Origin of the sequence: Pedobacter indicus (assembly GCF_003449035.1) — a bacterium.
Lineage (GTDB): Bacteria > Bacteroidota > Bacteroidia > Sphingobacteriales > Sphingobacteriaceae > Albibacterium > Albibacterium indicum.
In genome coordinates, this window is the sequence record NZ_QRGB01000001.1 from 848,027 (window position 1) to 866,802 (window position 18,776).

Here is an 18,776-nt window from a genome sequence, read left to right on the forward strand (position 1 = left end):
ATAAACGATTTGTAAATTCAACATGCAGAATTTTAATTGATTATTTGGTCAATATCGATGAGAAACTCAATTTTAAGCGATCTTAAGTATAAGGTTTTTAAATCCGGAAACCCGTTATATCTGTTTATTGCTATCAATGTCGGGGTTTTCTTATTCCTTAATTTTTTATTGCTGTTTGAATTTCTTTTTTCCTATCAGGGAGTCGTTAGCGGACCCGTTCGGGAGCAGATAATCATGCCTGCCGATCCGATATTATTTATTTTAAAACCCTGGACTCTTTTTACGTATATGTTCACACAGCAGGAATTTTTTCACCTGTTGTTCAATATGCTATGGTTATTCTGGCTTGGGCAGATTTTTCTCGATTTTCTTAACAGCAGGCAATTTATATTCACCTATATCTGTGGCGGCTTGGCTGGAGGGCTGATTTTTCTTTTATTGTATAATTTCATACCCGTGTTTAGCAACGAAGCACAGTTCTCCTTTTTGTTGGGGGCTTCAGCATCGGTGAGTGCTATCGTTGTGGGTACCGCCACTTTACTACCTGACTATACGATCCGAATGTTATTCTTCGGTAATGTTAAACTGAAGTATCTTGCATTAGTGTTTATAGTGCTAGACCTTATTGGTATTGCCGGTGCAAATCCAGGCGGAAGTCTTTCTCACTTAGGAGGCGCTTTGTTTGGTTTCTTATATGTTCGAGGCTTGCAAAGGGGGAGTGATTGGAGCAGGGCATTTGCAAAGAAAAGAAGAAAAAAACCGATTATGCGCGTTGTGCCTAAAGAAGAGACACCTCCTAACAAGCCGGCGCACCGCGTTCCGGATCAAGAATACATTGATACAATCCTTGATAAAATCTCTCAATACGGTTACGATAAGCTAACAAAAGAGGAAAAAGAAGCACTTTTTAAAGCCAGTAAGCAGGATCAAAATTAGCAAAATGCGTTCTAGAAAGAAATCGTTAGGCTTTTTAAGCACTGTTATCCTCCTTTTCAATATCTTGGCAGTTGTTGCGCTCTTATTGAGCTACTTGGCGCCGATTGTTAAACCACAGACATTCTGGCCGATTGCTTTTTTGGGGATAGCCTACCCTGTGATTCTTGGTCTGAATCTCTTATTTGTCTTTTTCTGGCTGCTGAAAAAGCCCAAGATTGCACTATTATCAGTTTTCGCCATCGGAATTGGATGGGGTGCGCTTAGCAAGAATATTGGGATAGGGCGGGCAGCTAAACATGAAGGTGAGATGGATACTTCTGCAATTCGTATTATGAGCTATAATGTACAGATGTTTCAAGGTTTAAAAGAAGATGCAGCCAAAAGTCGGAAAGAAACAGTGAATATGATTGACAGTATCGCTCCGGATGTTTTGTGCGTGCAGGAATTCTATACTAGAGCGAAGGGGCCTAGCGATATGAAACAGCTTTTTGATGATAAGCTAAATTTTCAATATTCATATTTCATCCCTGCCGCAGAGAACGACTATGATGCATATGGAATTGCCATCTTTTCAAAATATCCTATCGTTAACTCGGGAAGCCTGAATGTGAATCAGCACGAGCGGATAGTAAACCGTATCGTATATGCGGATATTAATAAATCCGGCAAAAATTTTCGTATCTACAATGTACACCTACAATCGATCGGATTTGACCAGCAGGATTATGACTATATCAAACAAGGCCCTGGGGCCAGTCAGGACGATGTAGAGTCTACCAAGCGGATAGGCCGGCGATTGAAACATGCATACCTTAAGCGTAACGAACAGGTGGATATACTTTATTCCCACATGAAAACAGCATCAATACCTTATGTTGTGGCTGGAGACTTTAACGATACACCCTTATCTTATTCGGTCAACAAGCTTGCTTCAGATATGAGCAACGCGTTTGTCGAGAAAGGCAGGGGCTTAGGCGTCACTTATAATGGTGCTTTCCCGAATTTTCAGATAGATTACATTATGGCCAGCCAAGAATTCCAGGTTCAAAACTTTCATATTGTAGCCAAAAAGCTATCTGATCATTATCCTATCTGGAGCGATCTCCGGTTATAATCTTGTCGATCAAGCCGATTGTATAAGCAAACTAATAAATTCAATTCTCTTTAGTAAATTCGCAAGATGAAAGATGCACTTATCATTTACAATACGATTAGTCGAAAAAAGGAAAAGTTTGAACCTTTGAACGCTCCATTTGTGGGTATGTATGTATGCGGTCCTACTGTTTACAGCGATGTGCATTTAGGGAATTGCCGAACTTTTGTTTCTTTCGATTTAATCTATCGTTATTTATTGCATTTAGGGTACAAGGTGCGGTACGTAAGGAACATTACCGACGCCGGACATTTGGAAGGAGACCGTGACGAGGGAGATGATAAATTCTCAAAAAAAGCAAGGTTGGAACAATTGGAACCCATGGAAATTGTACAACGCTATACGGTTGGTTTCCACGAGGTGCTAAATTTGTTCAATACGTTGCCACCCTCCATTGAGCCGACCGCAACAGGGCACATTATCGAACAGATTGAGATGATCAAGGAGATTATTGATAATGGTTACGCTTATGAAGTGGATGGTACAGTATACTTTGATGTTGAAAAATATAGTAAAGAAAATAATTATACCATCCTGACAAACCGTAACCTGGAAGAGATGTTGAACAATACACGCGAGTTAGGCGGCCAGGATGAAAAAAAAGGCCGACTAGACTTTGCGTTGTGGATTAAAGCGAAACCCGAACATATCATGCGCTGGCCGTCGCCCTGGAGCATAGGTTTCCCCGGATGGCACATCGAGTGCTCGGCAATGAGTAGTAAATACCTTGGTGCACAATTCGATATTCATGGTGGCGGAATGGATCTGGCGGCTACACATCACACAAATGAGATTGCGCAATCGCAAGCATGTAACCATACTAATCCAGCAAAATACTGGATGCATACCAATATGCTGACGGTCAACGGAGCGCGAATGTCCAAATCAGCTGGCAATGGCTTCCTCCCACACGAATTGTTTACGGGAAACCATCCATTACTAGACAGGGGGTATTCTCCTATGGCGGTTCGTTTCTTTATGCTTCAGGCGCACTACCGCAGCACCTTAGATTTCTCGAATGAAGCGCTTGATGCGGCTGAAAAAGGATACAAGCGCCTCATGAACGCCATGATGCTCTTGGCGGATCTACAAAGCAGTGATCAGCCCAATGGCGTTGATATCAAAAAGTTAAAACAACGTTGCTATGCCGCAATGAATGATGACTTCAACAGCCCGGTGCTTATCGCAGAGCTGTTCGAAGGAGTAAGGATCATCAATAGTGTTTTTGATGGCAAGGCATTTTTAAACGGCACACAAATTGAAGAGTTAAGGAATTTAATGAATGAATTTGTTTACAATGTCTTGGGACTAACGGATGATACAATAGATGCAAAAGAAGATCTTAAGCAGATAATGGAGGTCATCATCGAGTTAAGAAATGAAGCAAAGGCAAATAAGGACTATCTTAGCTCAGATCGTATACGGGACGGCTTGCAAAAAATAGGGATCCAACTGAAAGACAATAAAACAAAAACCCATTGGGTGAAAGCTTAACATTTATCTAAATAAACAAATATGTCTCATCCTCTTTTCAGAGTATACAAGGTTTTTTTTCTCTTTTTTTTCCCTTTTGCTGTTTTCGCACAGACAGATAACCTGGTTGGGCAAATTGTCGCGGCAGATATCTATGATTCTGAATTGAGCCTAAATAAAGGACCATTAGAGGGACTAACGAATTCAATAGATAAGAATACTATATACTTTAAACCATCACCGGAACCTGCATCTGAATATTTTGAAACCCGCCCCAATATCCCTGATGTGGTCAGCTGGAGGCCTGTATATGCTAAAATTGCGAAAAGTAATGAGTGGGGTTTTACAACCGGGCCGGTTAGCTGGCAGAACAGCGGTTTCGCAAAAAAACACGGAGAATATCTGAATATTTGGAAACGTGATCGGAAAGGACGATGGAAAATAGCATTGCGTGCAGAGATAGAGCATACTGATGCTTCTCGTGAGAAAACGTTTAAGTTTGTGAATCCGGAAGATACCAAGTATTTTAAACAGAGGTCGGATAGCAGACTCAAACAACGTGCAGAAATTGTAACCAGTACTGATCGGCTGATGGGGACTGTCCTTCGCGCTGATAACGCGGTCGCATACAAAGAGTTTTTAGCTGACAATGCCCGTTTATTGTTTTCAGGCTTTTCCCCTCAAATTGGTAAAGAAAATATCATCAACTTCCTGAAAGAGAATAAAATCGATATCAAAACCGAAAATGTAGCCGTAGATCGTTCTTATAGCGGTGAGCTTGCTTATTCCTATGGCGATGCAAAAGTAATTAAAGACGATCGGGTACAGAACTTCTATTATATCCGAGTATGGGAAGTGAATGATGAGTTTAAATGGAACGTCTTGGTCGAAATGTTATTTGAGAAATAACCAACCGGTTGGTTATTTCTCAAATATAGAACTACTTCCAGACATCTAGCACATCACAGGTTCCGTAATCTTCGTCTATACGGATATAAGAAGTCCTTCGTCTTTTCTCAAACCAGTCTGCCACTATTTTATTCATTTTTTCATCAAGTGCAGCTTCTTTGATTTTTGCATAATCCTGTTGCAGGTTTGCTTGGTGCGGTGCGGTTCTTGACTTTAAATAAACCAGGCGGTATGCATCTTTTCCGTCGGCACCGGTGAACTTGCTGGCCCGTGAAAACTGACCTGGTTCTAAGGTGTCGATTGCAGTAAAGATTCCTGCATCGAGTTGCTCAACAGGAATGTATGTGGTCCTGGTTTGCGTATTCTCTGCATTCAGGATCATTCCACCGTTATATTTTGTTTCCTTATTATCTGAGTAAATGGCCGCTGCATTATAAAAATCAAGTTTGCCAGTTGTGATTTCCTTGTATACGCTATCCGCCAATTTCTGCGCACGCTCCAAACTCGCAGCGGTAGGAACGATGGATATCAAGATATGGCGAACTTTAACCTGTTCACCGCGGCGTTCTAACACTTGTAGGATATGGTAACCAAATTCTGTTTCGAATACTTTGGAAACTTCTCCCGCTTTCAGCCGGAAAGCTACCGCTGAAAATTCTTTTACGAAAGTGCTACGATCAGCAAAAGGCATTTCTCCTCCTTCAGAAGCTGATCCAGGGTCCTGTGAATATATTCTGGCCAAGGTTCCGAAATCTTTCCCACCAAGAATTTCCTGCCGGATAGATTCTGCACGGTCATAAAAGGGTTTCTTTTCCTCATCAGTAAGCTTCGGCTGGAAAACAATTTCTCCAACTTCCACTTCAGTACCGAAGTTGGGGAGACTATCGGTTGGAATGTCATTAAAGTACTTCTCGACTTCGGCAGGAGTCACATCAATCCCCTCGGTTATCTTTTGTTGCATTTTGTTGGCAACGATCATTTCACGAATTGTTGGACGCATCTCCTCTTTGTATTGAAGCAAGGAGCGGTTTAAGAATTGCTCAAGTCTTTCTTGGCCGCCGGCTTGATTAGACATATAGCGCAATCTTCTGTTGATATTATCATCAACCTCATCTTCCGTCACTTCTATTGAATCAATGGCTGCTTGCTGTGCAAGTAATTTCTGCGTAAGTAATTGATGTAAAAAAATGCATTTTACAGAATTATCTGCCGCCTCTCCTTGCGCTAAGTATTGAGCATATTGATTTTCGACTTCAGACTTTAATATAATATTTTTACCTACCACTGCTACAACTTTATCAACTTCTTGCGCTTTCGCTGAGTAACCGAAGGCAAGAAAGATGAATACCAGTACGCTTAGAGACTTCTTCATTGGTTATATATTTCTATTTTTTTATTATTTCTAGCATTTTCTAAAATTTCCTTTTCCTCACGGTTAATCAGATCGATCTTTCTCCGGTTCAGAATCAGGTTTCGAATATTATTGCGTTCAATATCCAGAGGAGATCTGCTGTCCTTGAATTTTGAATCATGCAAAATTATCAGATATATTTTATTGTTCTCATTTATTTGAAAGATATGTTCATAATTTCGGTAATTATTCTCATCAATCTGTTTAATAGGAGTCTTTTTGGCTATCTCCTCGAGATAGTACCAAGACGTATCGCTCAATGAATAGTTTGTCGAATAGCTTTTGCAATACTGTAACAGTAGGTTTCTGGATTCAAGCTCGTCCGACGCAAACCATTTCTTCACCCGGTCCAACTCAGGAGCATCAGCATTAAGCTCAATAAATGAAACTTTGAAAATCGGACGTCGCAAGACAAACGTGTCTTCGTGCTCGATATAATAGTTGCTAATTTCCTCTTCTGTAACCAGTGTGTCTAACTGATCTTTAATCAAAGCTTGTTCAAGCTCATAAATAATCAATGAGTTTCGATATTCCTCAATTTGCTTTTCAATTTGTTTGACATCGATTTTTACATTTGTCTGCGCATGATGCACCAAGGCTTTCTGCCGCTGCCATTGTTCGATATAAGCATTGATCAGGTTAGCGCTGTCCGTTTCTGAAATATCCGGATTAATAATGCCATTCAGGTCAGCCTGATACAAATAGGAATCGTAAGCACGAGCAACTGGCTCTGAATCGCCCTTCTGTTTGCATGCGCTGAATGACAATACGGTGATAACGATACCGCTGTAAATTCCGATAATGAAATTCTGATGATGTCTCAAACTACTCTCTTATTCTTCCTTTTTTTATTCAAAAAAGTAGAACCGCTAAGTTAATTATTTCTAGTATAATAGGTCTTATTTTAACGATTTTTAACAAACAACCTCTCTGCGTTCAATTTGGATTAGCTAACTTTGATGCTATGAGCGCCCTCAATACAAAAAACTCGCATGCCCTTCGATCCTTTATGACGGAAACCGTGTTTGATATTGATTTTACGCTTCCGAGTGATATCGGCGCGGATAACATAAAAGCTGCTTCGGTTGAGGAAAATCATGTTGCAGAACCTGTTAATCCGGAGTCCAAGCCAAAGCAGGTGCTACAGGTTTACGGCAGCAATCGCAAGAATATCCTTTTTATTGTAGACAATGCGGATGTTAGTTTTTTCTCGCGAGAAGCTGAGTTGGCTTTTTTAAAGACTCTCGATGCCATGAAGCTAAATTTGTCCGATGTAGCAGTCATCAACAGGGCTTCTCTGGATCCGGATCTAAGTTTCGATACCCTTAAGAAAGAATTGTCGCCTGTCTATAGTGTTTTTTTGGGGTCCAACCCTTCCGATCTGCATATTGGAGAATACGTTGAAAATATCTGGAATCAACATGATGGTGTGCATCTCATCAAAACACATAGCTTTGATGAGATGTTGACCGATGTCGACAAGAAGCGAGCCTTTTGGAATGCAGTAAAACTGATAAACAAATGATGGTATGAAAGAAATCGTATTTGCAACTAATAATATGCACAAACTGCAAGAAGTCAGGTCGATACTAGGGGATAGGGTCACTCTGCTTAGTTTGCAGGATATCGGATGCGATGTAGATATTCCAGAAACGGGACGTACTTTACAGGAAAACGCGGGAATCAAGAGCAAATATGTATTTGAACGTTACCGGATGAATTGTTTTGCAGATGATTCCGGTTTGGAAGTGGAAGCGCTTGGCGGAGAGCCTGGTGTGTATTCCGCCCGGTATTCCGGATCGCGGGATATGGCGAAGAACATTCAACACCTGCTGGAAAAACTAGATGGTCAAACCAACCGAATGGCCTGCTTTAAAACGGTTATTTCCCTTATTCTTGATGGCAGGGAATACCTCTTTGAGGGTAAAATAGAAGGGCGTATTATTCATGAAAAGATCGGGGACAAGGGTTTTGGCTATGATCCCATCTTTGTGCCAGATGGATACTCTAAAACTTTTGCAGAGATGGATCCGGAAGAAAAGAATGCCATTAGTCATCGTGCCATTGCTGTGGCAAATCTCACAGACTTTTTGTTTACCCTGTGAACAAAAACACCGATCGGAGAATAAACAAACTCGTCTAAACTCGAAAATACCTTGTTTTACTCCATTGGTGAATGACGGTATAATATTTTTGTAATGACTTCCTATTTTCGACGAAATATTCGAATGCAATAGGGATTCAGTTGGGAATTAATAGGCAAATATACTATACATGGTCGTTACCATATTTTTCCCTAATTATTCTGGTTTTCGCTTTGTGTGTTGCTGTTCTCCGGTTCGGCAGGTTTTTCTCCCTCTTCGGTTTTTAGGGGTTCAGAGCCTGTTTGTTCTTCGCCCTCCAGTAAAATCTCCATCTGCTCGTCGGCTTCCTCCATTTTTCTCTCCGTGTCGGGAGTCATCATCGGGTTTTCGCCTTCATCATCGTCCGTTGTCGGTGTAGCCTCCTTGTTCAGGTTTTCTGTTGGGATGATCTCTTCCTTTGACTTAGGTCGCAGTTCTGGTTTCCAGATAAAGCCTTCCAGTATCTCCAGATCACGTGGAATCATGCCTATTGGGTAGTAAACATTTTCCACTTTGCGGATAGAGGTAACAGTCGACATCTGTTGGTTCTCGAAGTTGACCTTTATACGGCTACTTAAGCTACGGAGCATGCCCGTTCGTATGCTGTCTTCAACTGTATAATAAATACTTTCGGCATTTCCGTCTACATAGATACGGTCTAATTCGCCATTTTCGAAATAGCCTGTAATCTTTCGGCCTTTGATTTGATTAAATTTGGTTGAATCGAGCTCTGTGTTTACAATAAAGGCATTCCGGTCAAAGAGTACATTTTCCATACGCTGATCCTTCAGCAGCATATAAACGCTGTCCGCTGTTAATTGTGACCCTTGTGACCAGATCAGTGGATCTCCGTAACATCGGATGATCGAGTCAGCATAGCTATAGTATGCTGAATCGGCGATAGCCTGAAGGTCTGATTTGAAGATCTTGACGTTGTGGAAAGCGAGAACGACCCTAGTTTCCGCCGTATCCGTCTGAAGGGAGTCCGTGCGACCGCTGAGTGCGCGTTCAGTGGCATCGTTCAGGATGCTGTCGGCCGTGGATAACGCAGGTGCATTCAGGCTACTATCTAGCGCGACCAGCGAATCGATGGTCATCGCGGTGCTGTCGGCTAGTCCAAGGCTGTCTGTTGGTTGAAGATCAGTGATTTGAGCCTTGATACTGTCAATGGTGGAGCTTTTTTCCTGGTTTTTTTCAGCCTGTTTGATGCTATCGGCAGCAGCTTTTTTCAAACGTTTAGCTTCCTTTTCTTTCTGCCTTTCCAACTTGCGAATTGCTCTTCTCTCGCTTCTACTCAAGTCTTTCTTGCCGAGGGTGGAGTCTACAGCAGCGGAGTCGGTATTGAGTCCCTTCTCTAAAGAATCGATGCGAAGACTGTCACTCGCTGCTACTGGAGCTGCAAGCTGTTTTTTAACTGAATCAACCTGCGTGGTATCTCCTACGAGTGAATCCGTGGATAAGATTGTTTTGGAGCTATCCCGACCGATGATGGATCTTGTGGAATCAGCCTCATCTTCTACAAAATCTAAGGAATCGGCATCGTCGGGCTGTCGACTGATAATCGAATTTCCTTCGCCGTAATCCATCTGTTCATATTCTTCTACTTCTTCTTCGAGCGTATCGTCCTCTTTACCCAGTTTTAAGTTGAGCGGAATAAAATCTTTTAGAGGAATCACCCGCGAGATGAGCGTATCGGCCGTCATGTAGGTAGAATCTTTTTTATTGCTTTCAGGAAGATCGATGCTGCCGTTTGTAGCACTTTGTGAAGTATCTGAGGGGTTTTGGCCGACATCGGTCTCTAGGAGGCTATTCTCCTCTTGCGACATTGTGACTGTATCTACGGCAAGATTCAGGGTATCACTATTATTGCTAGTCGAGTCGTTGTTGGTTGAATCATCCGTTGCCAGAACAATATACGCGTTTTGGGTCATCAAGGTCGTTTGCGTAGCTTTGTCATAGGTTCCGAGCTGACTATACATTACGGTTTGTTGTGCTGTATCAACGAAAACTACATTTTTGACTGCACGACCATTCCCTGTGAGCCCGTCGTAGTACAAGCTGTCGCCCCTAAAAAATTTACTTCCTTCTGTATACAGATTGTTTTTTCCAAAGCGAGCCTGTTCTGATTCAGTATTATAATCCCCGTTTTCTGTATACAGATTCCCGTTATCGCTCTTGATGTTGGTTGGTCCGTAAAAGTAGGTCATCTTAGACGCTGTATTATAGCGCATGCTGTCCGTTAAGATTAGGGCTCCTTTCGATTGGACAATTACATCCTCCCGAAAATAGGCATCCTGGCTATTCTCGAAATAGAATCCTTTATCGCTTGTCAATGTATCCGTACCATTGATGATGGTCCCTCCTCCATAATAAGAGCCCACTTTGGTTCGTAGATTGTATGTGAGGTAATCGGTTGTTAAAGTAGCTTGTTGGTCTACCATCCTCACGTTACCCGTCAGTAGGGCCTGCTGGTTGCTTTCTGTGTAATGAAGCTTATCAGCATAAACGACCGTCCCATTCGGTTGTGTGATCACGACATGACCATAAGCATCGAAATAATTGTCCCCTTCGTTAAAATCGGAGCTATCTGCTGCCAGGGTACTCCCTTCATGTGCAAAAACGGGTCGGTACCAACGGAAGGAGCCGCGGTTCTGATCATAGGTCACCTTGATATTAGAGACCACGGTAATGGTCTTTTGCGCCCACAGCAAGGAGGGGAAGGTGATAATCAACAGAAATAACGCGATTTTTTTCACAGCTTCAAAAATACGGTTTTGCCCGATATCATTTAGATTATCTGATAAATAAATGAATTAGGGAAGTGCAAATGTTCTGCCAAAGATAAATTTCTATAACTTTGACTATGCGCTTTGTAGACAGGTTTTTGGCTTTTATTAACGAAAATCAGCTGTTTAAAGTGGAGCAATCCATTTTATTGGCTGTGAGCGGTGGCAAAGATTCGGTCTTGATGACCGATCTTTTTGCGGAGGCTCAGCTGACTTTTGCCATTGCGCATTGCAATTTTCAACTCCGGGGGGGTGATTCAGATAAGGACGAGGCTTTTGTCAAACAATTAGCGGAAAAACTAAGCGTCCCCTTTTATTCGGTTCGGTTTAATACAGAAGAGTATGCCGCTGCTGAGCAAGTTTCGATTCAGATGGCGGCTCGCGATCTTCGCTACCAGTGGCTAGAATCGATCCGTCATCGAGAAGATCATGATTACATTGCTGTTGCTCATCATCAAACGGATTCCGTGGAGACGGTATTGTTGAATATGTTGCGTGGTACCGGAGTGGCCGGTTTGGTTGGTATTTTGCCAAAACGCGGTGTTGTTGTCAGGCCATTGTTAGCTTACAGTGCTCAGGAGGTTAGGGATGAGGTGGCTCGGAGACAATTAATCTTTTGTGAAGATATAAGCAATAGCAGTACAAAGTACAAACGGAATAAAATCCGGTTGGATGTCCTGCCCCATTTACGAGAGCTTAATGAAGATCTAGAAACTACGTTTGCACAAAATAGCAGACGCCTTCAACTGGTCAACCAGCTAATAAGCAACCTGGTTAGCGAGTTCCGTGATACCTATTTTAAAAAACAAGGCGACGGAAGATTCAGAATTGACTTAAAAGCGGTGAAAGCACTGGATCCGCTGGATCTGTGGATGCATGAACTGTTTCATCCATACGGCTTTAGTGAATCGGTGCTTGGAGATCTGGTTTCTTCCTGGGACGATGGAACAGGTAAGCATTTCCTATCGCCGTTATATGAGATTTTGGTGGATCGTGATCATTTGATTCTAGGGCCTATTGGAGAAAAACAACAACAAGAAATTGATGTTGGTTCTTTTCCTTGCCAATTCTGGTGGTATAACGAACGTTATGCAATCAGGGTGGCCGAGAAAACGGATGTTGAAGTGGGGCAGTTTTGCGTGATGGTTGATTTCGACCAGGTAGAAATGCCTTTAACAGTTAGGTCCTGGCATGAAGGGGATCGGTTCCAGCCGTTGGGTATGCGGGGTAAAAAGAAGATAAGCGATTTGCTGATCGAACAAAAAGTGCCCCGGATCAAAAAGTTGGAGATCCCAATACTGGTTGATGCGAGGGGACTAGTTGTGGCCGTTTGGCCATGGCGCATTGGCGATGATTTTAAGATAACGACAAAAACTAAAAAAGTTATTATCTTCGAAAAAATAAAGCATGGATAAGCCACTGTATATAGAAAAGCAATATCTCGGCCGTGATCGCGGTTGGCTGAGTGTACGCTTGCTGTTAGCGCTTTTCTGTTTTGCCGCTTACTACCTGAACATTGAGCGGGAGGAAAGCAGCCGTTTATTCCTTGTCGCGGGAGCTATTATTGTTTTTGTATCTATTGTCATGATGTATATGCTTCATTACCAGATTGTAGTTTTGAATCATAGCATCAGGCTAAGTGGCTTGTGGACAACCAGGTTGGTTAAGATAGACCTTCATAGCGTTATCCGAGTAGAGCGGAAACCCTACAGTACTTTCCTGATTAATAACCCCGTCTACAATCTACATCAAAAAGGGAAGATTCGTTTTTATGCGGGAGGGAAGGATGCAGTATGGCTGACAGACCGTGATGGTTTGGTGTATATAATTGGTAGTCAGCGATCTAATGAGCTTGTGGCAGTCGTGGAAAAAGTTCTGAAAAATAATAAACCTATAGAGTGACATATTTTTGACTTAGATGGTAATCTGGTTAAACTCTTTTTTAGTAAATTTGTTATCTATCAGTAAGTAAGAAGATTTTTTATATATGGGATTTTTAAAATTTTTGTTCATTGCAATCCTAGTTCTTTGGGTTGTCCGATTGGTAGCGGCGAGACTGTTGCCGTGGCTGTTGAGGCGTTTTGCCACGAAGATGCAAGAGCAGGCATACCGCGAGTTTCAGTCCCAGCATCAGCGTCAGGCTGGTAATCCTCGTGAACATCAGCGCAAGACAGAAGGTAAAATTAATATTGAGTATATACCTCCACAACCTACGAATCAACGCGGATCAAGACAGGCGGGCGAATTTGTAGACTTTGAGGAAATGAAATAGACCTTTCTTTATAAAATCGTATTCTCTTCATAAAAAGTGAATTCTATTCTATATTTTTGAGCTTTTAGAAATTAGGATTCACAGGATGAAACATTGGTTTACAAGAAACTCCATACACTTTGGGATTGTTGCGGTTTTTATAGTCATTTGCTTTATTTACTTTGCTCCGGCCTGGCAGGGTAAAACCCTGGTTCAACAGGATGTTATCCAGGCGCAGGCAATGGCGCGTGAAATTATAGACTTTAAAGAAAAGGATGGTACAGGACCGTTATGGACAAACTCGATGTTCAGCGGCATGCCGTCTTATCAAATATGGGTTTCCTATCCGAAAAATATCGTTACGCACATTACTGGTTTCTTTAAAAACGTATTTCCGAACCCGATCGATACCATCCTGTTTTATCTGTTAGGGTCTTACCTATTGTTTAGCGTTCTTCGTGTGAAACCGTGGATCGCTGCGCTGGGTGCCATAGCGTTTACTTTCTCATCCTATAATTTTATCTACATTGAGGCAGGACATGCCAGTAAGGCCTATGCAATTGCCTTTTTTGCACCTGTCGTGGCAGGAGTTCTGTTAACCTTGCGAGGCAAATATTTGTGGGGAGGGGCACTAACAGCCCTGTTCTTAGCACTGGAAATGAGAGTTAATCATATCCAGATGACCTATTACCTCTTTATTGCTATGTTGATTTTGGTTGGGATAGAAATCTACCATGCTTATAAAGACAAGCGGTTAGCTCAGTTAGGCAAATCGCTCGGAGCGATAGCCATTGCATGTGTAATCGCCTTAGCCGTAAATGCCGGTCTCTTATGGACGACCTACGAATACAGCCAGGAATCGATCCGTGGTAAATCAAACTTATCAACCGAGGCAAAAGCCGCTGATGTTCAGGGTGTCGATCGGGAATATGCATACCAGTGGAGTCAAGGGGTCATGGAAAATATTACATTTCTGATTCCTGATGCTTATGGTGGGGGTTCGGGGCCGAAACTTGATGGGGATTCTGAAGTGACGAAAGTGCTGACCCGGCAGGGCGTACCACAAGATCAGGCAGCTGCTTTTGCACGTCAGCTACCCACTTATTGGGGTGACAAACCATTTACATCCGGTCCTTGGTACTTCGGCGCAATCGTCATGTTCCTTTTTGTTTTGGGCTTGTTTATTGTTAAAGGTCGTTTGAAATGGTGGCTGTTGAGTGCAACATTATTAAGTATTTTCCTTGCTTTTGGAAGGCATCTTCCGTTTATTTCCGATCTTTTCTTTAATTATTTTCCGCTGTACAATAAGTTCCGTGCGGTTGAATCTACGTTGGTATTAGCTTCCCTATTTATCCCGACAATTGCGGTATTGGCCTTAAATGAGATTGTCAATAAGCACAATGACATACCGAAGCTTGATAAAAAGGTGTTATATAGCCTCTATATTGTTGGAGGTATCAGTTTGCTGGTCGCTCTATTGCCCAGCCTATTCCTGAATTTCCGCACTGGGAATCATCAGGCCCTTACGCAACAGATGGGACAGCAGCTGGGTGGTGACCAAGCCTTCGCGCAATCCATTATGAATGCATTGGTGGATGATCGGACCAGTATAGCCAGGGCCGATGCGTTTCGTTCTTTAATCTTCGTATTAATCGGTGGAGGCTTGGTTTGGTTATGGGTTAAAAATAAAATCAAAGCTGATGTAGCCATTATTCTTTTAGGGGTAGCCGTGTTGGTGGATATGTGGGGGGTGAACCGTCGTTACCTGAATAAAGATAATTTCGTTGAAGAGCGATTGATTAAACAGCAATTCCAGGAACGGGAGGTTGACAAGCTAATTGCCCGTGACACATCGAACTACCGGGTCTTGGATTTGACAATCCCAACGTTTAGCAGCGCGAGTACTTCTTATTACCATAACACCATCGGGGGTTACCATGCGGCGAAGTTAATGCGTTATCAGGAATTGATCGAGCGCCAGTTTAACGGTGCGATTAATCAGGATGTACTGGATATGCTGAATACGAAATACCTGATCGGAGGTGATGGTGAAGGGTCGCTTCGTATACAAAATAGGAGATCAGCGGCAGGGAATGTCTGGATTGTAAATCGCGTTAATTTTGTTGAAAGTGCTGAAGACGAGATGAGGGCACTGGACGCATTTAACCCGAAGGACGTGGCCATTGTACATAATGAATTCCAGACCCTTATTGACTCAACAAAGATAAGCACCTCTGCGAACAGTGAGATTAAATTAGTAAACTATCGTCCAGATCACCTTGTTTACGAATATTCTGCTCCGCAATCCGTTATAGCAGTGTTTTCTGAGATTTATTATGACAAAGGCTGGAAGGCCTTTGTAGATGGAGAGGAAATTCCTCATTTCCGTGCAAATTATGTATTGCGAGCAGCCCAACTCCCCGGAGGAAATCATCGGGTCGAGTTTAAATTTGAGCCGCGTTCGTATTATGTCGGAGAAAACATTTCATTAGCTGCGTCGATTGTTCTGGTTCTTGTCTTCGGGTTGGCCGTGTGGCGGGAAAGAAAAGGAAAGAATTAATCGTTCGTTCTTCTGTTTTTCAGGTAATACCACGCTAGTTTGGCGCCGATAGCGACGTGGTGAAACAAATTGGGCACAAAGCCATAGTACTCAGTAAAAATCTCGAAGCGTTCCATCAGACTTTGGCGATGACGTTTCTTTGACATACCTCCAACAAGGTATTTAGCTACGTATTGATGGGTGTTAACGATCTTTTTTGCTTTTTGCGCCGCTTTTAAGATCCAGTCGATGTCTGCACTAAGTTTGTAATATTCATCGTAGGGCTCAGTTATTGATCTTCGGATGTAGATAGCCTGATGGCTGATACTCATGCCATACTTAAAGCTTTGCCAGGTAAATTGCTTAGGGGCTTTGTGGCGACGCGGACCTAAGCTTTTCCATGCCGAGTCGAACATCTCTGTTTCTCCATAATAGATATCCGCATCGGGTGAGCTGGCAAAAACCTTTTTGACAGTTGTTGAATCATAGATCTCGTCGCCTGAGTTCATAAATAGAACGTATTCGCCACTTGCCATTGCTAAACCTTTGTTCATAGCATTGTAGATACCTTTATCAGGTTCGCTAATCCACTTACTTATATACTGTTCGTGTTTTTTGATGATATCTACCGTTCCGTCGTCTGATCCACCGTCTACAATAATGTATTCGATATTCCGATAATCTTGGTTTGCCACCGAAAGAATGGTTCGTTCAATATCTTTTACGTTGTTGTAAACGACTGTTATGACGGTGAGGCGCGGATGAAAATCTTGCTTAGACATATCGAAAACGGTTTGAGGTGCTAAATTACTGGCTTCGAATGAAACTTTGCCAGAAAAGAGGGTCATATTTTTCCCAGGCATGGCAGGTGAACGGCAAGGTTTTACCCGTTATTTGGTACGATTTCCGAGGTTCCAGTTCGAATGCAAAGTGTAATGCCTCCACTGTTCCCGGCTTTTTAAATGGAACAAAAAGAGACCATATCATATCTTCATTTTTTGGAAAGAGTTTAAAAATAAAACTGACCCACCACGCCCAGCGGAGATGAGTGCGTACCTTTCGCAGGGATACCCCTCCGTTGCCAACTTTGTTTTTCAGCAGATGACCTAGGTTGATAAGTGCTTTTCTTTTTTTGACCGGTGGCGCATCTAACCAAGGAGCGCCAATATAGTCGAAGTCTCGTTTACACCACTTGAGAAGCTCATCCCGAAATACCCATGCGTCCAGTTGGTAAATGAGAATGTAATCATAAGCAATAAATTGGGTATAGAAGCTACGGTGAAGCAGTAATTCTGAATAACCTTTGACAGATTTGAAGAAACGCTCCTTAAAGGTGACAGTGTTGAGCTCTTTACCCGCATGTTTATGATAGGCCGACAGATCTAGATTTGCCGGTGCAACTAAGATGAGTGGGTGGTTTCCTAAAATGTGCAGACACCGTTTGAACGACGCAATCTCAGAAGCGGAAAGGTCCCGTTTATAAACAGGAATGGCAACGGCTGCTTTAATCATGTTGAGCGAAATATTGATACCACTTATTCACGACGAATTTCTTTGTGCGTTTCCAAAGATTACCTTTACGGTGTTTGAAGAAATGTTTGATCGCATTTAGTGCCTCTGGGTTCTCTTCAATTGTATCCGGGAAATCTTGAATGATTTTTTTCGATATACTTACCTGATAAGTATCCTCGATAATGGAATGGACACCAGTCCCGTCGTGCCCGATATTCTCGACCAAAGACTCGTGCGGGTGCAGGACTAATCCATTGTTCAGAAATAAGGATGCGTACCAACGGATCGACCAGGAATCGTTTTTCCCATTCCGGTAGTCCATAAATTGTTTCCAGTAATTCATGGTGCCATCAATTGTGAAAGAATTGATCTTTTTTTTATCGAACTGCCGGTAGAGTACTTCGATATCGGGTTCAAAGTGATTCCATGCCCGTTCCCATGTTGCCCAGCCCCAGCTAGTTGTCGCCCGGAAAAAAAAAGTCTCTGGTAGTGCTTTGGGCTGTTTTAAGGGGAACATGTATCCGCCGATTTGCATTACGCGTTCTTCATCCTGATATTTTCGGAGCGCTCTGTTAAAATATTTCAATGTGTTTGGTGAGGTTAATAAGTCATCTTCAAGGACGATGACCTTTCCATAAGACTTGACAAGCTCACTTACCCCATCAATAATGTTAGCCGCCAAACCTAGGTTAACTTTGCGTTCTGTTATTCTGATGGACTTGAAACCATCTAAATTCTGGATAAGCTCGCGTGTTTCGTTGACGTTGTCTTCATCCTTTTCATTTGCCGCGGCATCGGAGAAAATAAATAATCTAGATTCGTCAGCAAGGAGGTTCTTTTTAAGAAAAGCCAGTGTTCTCCGTGTATGTTGGGGCCGATTGTATACGAATAAAGCAATGGGAGCTAAGTGATTCATTGATATTTGTATTTGATTTTCTCTATCTATGGATATGCGAATTTAATAGATATAAGTCAGTATTTTATTTTTTTACGGGATTAGCTTATTTTTTCTACATTTGATTTTACATATTCTTTGTAAACAAGATACACCTATGAAATCTTTGCGGAAGGCGATTCGTTCGATTGTGATGATCCCGGTAAACATTATTCAATTTTTACGTTTAAAGTCGCAGATAGCGAAGAATGATGGCACACTACAGATCATTATTGGCTCCGCAAAGACAAAGTATGAAAACTGGTTAGCTACTAATATTGAAAGTCTCGATATATTAAAAGTAAGTTCATTTGAAAGCTTATTAGGAGAAAAGCGTGTAGACCGCTTTTTGGCAGAGCATGTTTTTGAACATATTCATTATGATGATGCGATTGTGGGACTTAAGAACTGTAACCGCTTTATGAAGCCTGGGGGGGCAATCCGGATTGCAGTACCCGATGGCTTTCATCCCAACCCAGACTATATTAATATGGTAAAGCCCGGTGGTTATGGCTGGGGGTCTGACGATCATAAATTGCTTTATACCTATGAAAGTCTGAGCCGTGTGTTGGAAGAAGCTGGTTTTACGGTGCGTTTATTAGAATATTATGATGAGGCAGGCGAATTCCATTACAACGATTGGAAGAGCGAAGACGGGCATGTAATGAGGTCGATGCGCTATGATAAGCGCTTTCATGAGCCTTTGGGGTATTCTTCATTGATTGTTGACGGTATAAAAAGCGAATAAA

The 18,776-nt window shown here is 42.2% G+C and carries 17 protein-coding genes; 11 read left to right on the plus strand and 6 right to left on the minus strand.

The annotated features are described in order from the left end of the window. The first annotated feature begins 57 nt into the window (after positions 1-57). From D3P12_RS03950 to D3P12_RS03965, 4 genes are all read left to right on the plus strand, one after another. On the plus strand, positions 58-936 hold the full coding sequence (locus D3P12_RS03950) for a rhomboid family intramembrane serine protease (protein WP_118193778.1): 879 nt from the start codon (positions 58-60) through the stop codon (positions 934-936). 4 nt (positions 937-940) lie between these two features. Next, positions 941-2,050, plus strand: coding sequence for an endonuclease/exonuclease/phosphatase family protein (locus D3P12_RS03955; RefSeq protein ID WP_118193779.1), 1,110 nt, complete (start codon positions 941-943; stop codon positions 2,048-2,050). A gap of 66 nt (positions 2,051-2,116) precedes the next feature. After that, a complete protein-coding gene (gene cysS / locus D3P12_RS03960; RefSeq protein WP_118193780.1) occupies positions 2,117-3,583 on the plus strand; it encodes a cysteine--tRNA ligase in 1,467 nt (488 codons plus the stop codon). Positions 3,584-3,604: 21 nt separating this feature from the next. After that, the gene (locus D3P12_RS03965; protein WP_118193781.1) at positions 3,605-4,471 is read left to right on the plus strand and encodes a DUF4440 domain-containing protein; all 867 of its coding nucleotides are present in this window, start codon (positions 3,605-3,607) and stop codon (positions 4,469-4,471) included. 31 nt (positions 4,472-4,502) lie between these two features. On the opposite strand, the gene D3P12_RS03970 is transcribed toward D3P12_RS03965, so the two are convergent. Beyond that, complete coding sequence (locus tag D3P12_RS03970; RefSeq protein WP_118193782.1) at positions 4,503-5,843, minus strand: peptidylprolyl isomerase; 1,341 nt, start codon at positions 5,841-5,843, stop codon at positions 4,503-4,505. Beyond that, entirely contained in the window at positions 5,840-6,706 is an 867-nt protein-coding gene (locus tag D3P12_RS03975; RefSeq protein WP_118193783.1) for a hypothetical protein, read from the minus strand. Before D3P12_RS03975 ends, D3P12_RS03970 begins: the two co-directional genes overlap by 4 nt. A 140-nt stretch (positions 6,707-6,846) precedes the next feature. Between D3P12_RS03975 and D3P12_RS03980 the strand changes: the two genes are divergently transcribed. Together D3P12_RS03980 and D3P12_RS03985 are read left to right on the plus strand one after the other, a co-directional pair. Next, the gene (locus D3P12_RS03980) at positions 6,847-7,407 is read left to right on the plus strand and encodes a hypothetical protein (RefSeq protein ID WP_118193784.1); all 561 of its coding nucleotides are present in this window, start codon (positions 6,847-6,849) and stop codon (positions 7,405-7,407) included. 4 nt (positions 7,408-7,411) lie between these two features. After that, on the plus strand, positions 7,412-7,987 hold the full coding sequence (locus D3P12_RS03985; protein WP_118193785.1) for a non-canonical purine NTP diphosphatase: 576 nt from the start codon (positions 7,412-7,414) through the stop codon (positions 7,985-7,987). Positions 7,988-8,178: 191 nt separating this feature from the next. On the opposite strand, the gene D3P12_RS03990 is transcribed toward D3P12_RS03985, so the two are convergent. Beyond that, positions 8,179-10,761: an OstA-like protein gene (locus D3P12_RS03990; RefSeq protein ID WP_157970248.1), complete on the minus strand. Its 2,583-nt coding sequence runs from the start codon at positions 10,759-10,761 to the stop codon at positions 8,179-8,181. A gap of 107 nt (positions 10,762-10,868) precedes the next feature. On the opposite strand from D3P12_RS03990, the gene tilS reads away from it, so the two are divergent. The 4 genes from tilS (at position 10,869) to D3P12_RS04010 (ending at position 15,602) form a co-directional block, all read left to right on the plus strand. After that, positions 10,869-12,206, plus strand: a complete 1,338-nt coding sequence (tilS, locus tag D3P12_RS03995; RefSeq protein ID WP_118193787.1) for a tRNA lysidine(34) synthetase TilS — start codon at positions 10,869-10,871, stop codon at positions 12,204-12,206. Continuing rightward, a complete protein-coding gene (locus D3P12_RS04000) occupies positions 12,199-12,693 on the plus strand; it encodes a hypothetical protein (protein ID WP_118193788.1) in 495 nt (164 codons plus the stop codon). The genes tilS and D3P12_RS04000 overlap by 8 nt, the downstream gene beginning before the upstream one ends. An 85-nt stretch (positions 12,694-12,778) precedes the next feature. Then, positions 12,779-13,063, plus strand: coding sequence for a DUF4834 family protein (locus tag D3P12_RS04005; protein ID WP_118193789.1), 285 nt, complete (start codon positions 12,779-12,781; stop codon positions 13,061-13,063). Between the two features lie 85 nt (positions 13,064-13,148). After that, a complete protein-coding gene (locus D3P12_RS04010) occupies positions 13,149-15,602 on the plus strand; it encodes a YfhO family protein (RefSeq protein WP_118193790.1) in 2,454 nt (817 codons plus the stop codon). Here the strand turns inward: D3P12_RS04010 and D3P12_RS04015 are convergent. From D3P12_RS04015 to D3P12_RS04025, 3 genes are read right to left on the minus strand one after another with little or no spacing between them, the layout of a single operon-like run. Then, positions 15,599-16,363, minus strand: coding sequence for a glycosyltransferase family 2 protein (locus D3P12_RS04015; protein WP_118193791.1), 765 nt, complete (start codon positions 16,361-16,363; stop codon positions 15,599-15,601). The genes D3P12_RS04010 and D3P12_RS04015 overlap by 4 nt on opposite strands. Positions 16,364-16,388: 25 nt before the next feature. Beyond that, on the minus strand, positions 16,389-17,093 hold the full coding sequence (locus D3P12_RS04020; protein WP_118193792.1) for a DUF5672 family protein: 705 nt from the start codon (positions 17,091-17,093) through the stop codon (positions 16,389-16,391). Then, entirely contained in the window at positions 17,086-18,009 is a 924-nt protein-coding gene (locus D3P12_RS04025) for a sugar transferase (RefSeq protein ID WP_118193793.1), read from the minus strand. Before D3P12_RS04025 ends, D3P12_RS04020 begins: the two co-directional genes overlap by 8 nt. Before the next feature lie 136 nt (positions 18,010-18,145). On the opposite strand from D3P12_RS04025, the gene D3P12_RS04030 reads away from it, so the two are divergent. After that, entirely contained in the window at positions 18,146-18,775 is a 630-nt protein-coding gene (locus tag D3P12_RS04030; protein WP_245977382.1) for a class I SAM-dependent methyltransferase, read from the plus strand. The last annotated feature ends 1 nt before the right edge of the window (position 18,776 follow it).